This is a genomic window from Okeania sp., from assembly GCF_983059655.1.
Genome location: NZ_CEZPJD010000848.1, coordinates 1 through 3320, shown reverse-complemented (window position 1 = coordinate 3320; position 3320 = coordinate 1). Strand labels below are relative to the sequence as shown.

The window sequence follows — 3320 nt, the reverse complement described above, 5'->3', positions numbered from 1 at the left end:
GCTTTGATCGCTCACTAAAAGCAATAGCTGAAGCGCTGAAGCGCTGAAGCGCTGATAGCTGACGGCTGAATGCTTACCACTAAACTATAAGCCTCTTTCTGTAATTCAAATATCTCCATCTGTTTTTCTATCAACATTATTATTTTTCTTGAGTCTTTAATTGTATCCTTTGCTTGTTTTGTTTCAAATTTTTCCGCAATCATTATTATATGTTTTTGTACGATTTTTCGTTTTTTGAAAAACTTGATTCTGTTTTCGAGTTCGTTAAATGTTTCTACATTTTTTTTTCTTATATATCTAATCCTAAGTCTCAAATACTGAGGATTGAAGTTTTCAATAAATAATACGAATAAAAACAATTTAATAAAAAGTATACATTCTTGTACAAAGAATTTTACATTTTTCAACTTAAAAGGCAAGTATTGTATGCTAGAAACAAGAATATCTACAACTTCTTCTTTAACATTTATAGAACTCCAAAAATTAACTTGTAAATGTTTACATGAAAACTCTTTGAGAGCATCTCTCAGATTTTCTCTTTCATTCATACAGCCAAGACAATAAATATACCCAAGATATGCCAAAAATAATCGTTCATTTGTTTCCACAGATAGAGCATCTGTAAAGCACTTGTATGCTTCATCTACAAAAAATTTCTTTCGCTCAAAATTGCTAGATATTTCACTATTTTGTAAGTGTTGAAGACCTGAATTTAACTCTTTCTCTATCAATTTGTCTATTTTGAAATTTGAAGATTCTATTAAACCAGTTATTTCTGCTATTTTTATACCTGAATTAAAACCTTGAGTTAATAATGAAATACTGAAATCAACCATAATGGTGTAACTAGATAGACAACTTTTTAGACTATGGCAGGCAGATTTACTCTCAGAGTTAGATACAAACAAAAGTGTACTTGGAAGTATTTTTGAATCTTTTTCTATAGATGGTTATAATTATAAATCTCAGTAGAGAAATATATAACCAAAAAAAGTAATATATTTTGGCAAAGACAATATACTGGCAAAATTCTGCTATTTATGCTAGTCTTATTCGGCAAAAACCTACAAAAATAATTAAACTCTTTCTTCCCTTCTTCCCTCTTCTCTTTTCCTTTTTAACTTCAATTTAAATTCTAAAAAAATCATAGATATATTTAAAGATATACAATTATAGAGCCATAATCTGGACACAAAGAAAAGTATTATAGTCCAGACTGTCGAAGTATGTACGAAAAAATAACTCCCCCAAGCACAGGTTCTAAAGTCAGTTTCAGCAACGGTCAACCGAATATTCCAGACGACCCCATTATCCCATTTATTCGGGGCGATGGTACAGGGGTAGATTTATGGCCAGCATCTCAAAAAGTCTTTGATGCCGCGATCGCCACTGCCTATGGAGATAAACGCAAAATCAATTGGTTTAAGGTTTACGCTGGTGACGAAGCTTGTGAAAAATATGGCACTTTCCAATATTTGCCGGAAGATACTCTCAACGCTATTAAAGAATATGGTATTGCCATTAAGGGTCCTTTGACCACTCCCATCGGTGGGGGTATTCGGTCTTTAAATGTGGCGTTGCGTCAAATTAACGATCTATATGCTTGTGTTCGTCCTTGTAGATATTACGCGGGTACCCCTTCTCCCCACAAAAGTCCAGAAAAGTTAGATGTCATTATTTATCGGGAAAATACTGAAGATATTTATTTAGGAATAGAATGGCGCGAGGGTACTGATATTGCTAGTAAGTTGATTGATATTTTAAACAAAGACTTAATTCCTGGTACTCCCGAACATGGCAAAAAGCAAATTCGCCTTGACTCTGGTATTGGTATTAAACCTATTAGTAAAACTGGTTCGCAACGGTTAGTCAAACGTGCCATCCAAAATGCTTTACGTTTACCCAAGTCAAAACAAATGGTAACTTTGGTGCATAAGGGTAATATTATGAAGTATACTGAGGGGGCATTTCGTGACTGGGGTTATGAGTTAGCAACTACTGAATTTCGGGCTGAATGTGTGACGGAAAGAGAATCTTGGATACTTTCTAATAAGGAGGAAAATCCTAATATTAGTAGTGAAGAAAATGCTCGAAAAATTGACCCTGGTTATGATGCTTTAACGGCAGAAAAAAAAGCTGAAATTTGCCAAGAAGTTGAGGATGTATTGGCAGCTATTTGGGATAGTCATGGGGATGGAAAATGGCAAGATAAAATTATGGTAAATGACCGTATTGCTGATAGTATTTTCCAACAAATTCAAACTCGACCAGGGGAGTATTCTATACTAGCAACTATGAATTTGAATGGGGATTATTTATCTGATGCTGCTGCGGCTATTGTTGGTGGTTTAGGTATGGGGCCTGGTGCTAATATTGGTGATGAATGTGCTATTTTTGAGGCTACCCATGGTACAGCTCCAAAACACGCAGGCTTGGACCGGGTAAACCCTGGATCTTTGATTCTTTCTGGTGTGATGATGTTGGAATATATGGGTTGGCAAGAAGCGGCCGATCTGATTAAAAAAGGTCTTGAGGTTGCTATTTCTAATGGTGAGGTGACATATGATTTGGCAAGGTTAATGGAACCACCTGTGGCAGCTTTGAAATGTTCTGAGTTTGCTGATGCAATTATCAAACATTTTAAAGATTAGATAAGTGTTCAACAATTAATAATTAATAATTACCTCTCCCTGAAAAGAAGAGAATTGATTAAAAGGAAAATTATTTCTTCTTTAAAGGAGAGGCTTTAAATTTTAATTATTTGGTAAATGATAGGTAAAAAGGTTATTCATCTAGCACTACTGCCGCTACGCGGAAGTCATAAGTCATAAGTCATAAGTCATAAGTCATAAGTATTGACTGGTAAGGCTTTTAAGATTTTGTAACTGGTCAGTTATTTCCGCCATTCTGCACTACTAACTTTTAAGCTAATACCTGATTGATATATAGCCTTTACCCAAGGTCGTGAGGTACAGTTATATTTTGTATTTTTATTCCCTGTTCCCTGTTCCCTCAAGCCTAAAATTTTGTACCTCACTAGTATGGGAATTGCTATAGCGGAATAAAGAAGAAAGTTTTTATTATCTAGGAGATAAGGAAGGAATTAAGGGGTGAAAAATCTTGCTTTGTCTGAGTTTTAATATGAAATAAAAAAAGAATGCTACGAATAATTTTTATGCTGAAAAGACTTTACCTAATAAATGTCAATTTGACTAAAAATAGGGTTGAAAAATAAAATCAATTATTATCAATTATTTGCTCTAAAACCGTAAGCATTTCCTCCGGAATGCTGCGCAAACAGCTATTAGCCATCAGCTATC

At 34.3% G+C, this 3320-nt stretch carries 2 protein-coding genes; one reads left to right on the top strand and one right to left on the bottom strand.

Annotated features, from left to right (window positions below; genetic code table 11):
• Window positions 1–14 precede the first annotated feature (14 nt).
• Entirely contained in the window at window positions 15–836 is an 822-nt protein-coding gene (locus AC3DU7_RS29245; RefSeq protein WP_488042764.1) for a hypothetical protein, read from the bottom strand.
• Between the two features lie 390 nt (window positions 837–1226).
• Here AC3DU7_RS29245 and AC3DU7_RS29240 point away from each other — a divergent pair, with 390 nt between their 5' ends.
• Window positions 1227–2651 carry an NADP-dependent isocitrate dehydrogenase gene (locus AC3DU7_RS29240; protein WP_488042763.1) on the top strand — a complete coding sequence of 475 codons (1425 nt, stop codon included), beginning with the start codon at window positions 1227–1229 and terminating at the stop codon, window positions 2649–2651.
• Window positions 2652–3320: the final 669 nt, after the last annotated feature.

Excerpts from the sequence above, each read along its gene's own strand:
- AC3DU7_RS29245 (WP_488042764.1), bottom strand. The coding sequence starts at position 836 with ATGGTTGATTTCAGTATTTCATTATTAACTCAAGGTTTTAATTCAGGT.
- AC3DU7_RS29240 (WP_488042763.1), top strand. The coding sequence starts at position 1,227 with ATGTACGAAAAAATAACTCCCCCAAGCACAGGTTCTAAAGTCAGTTTC.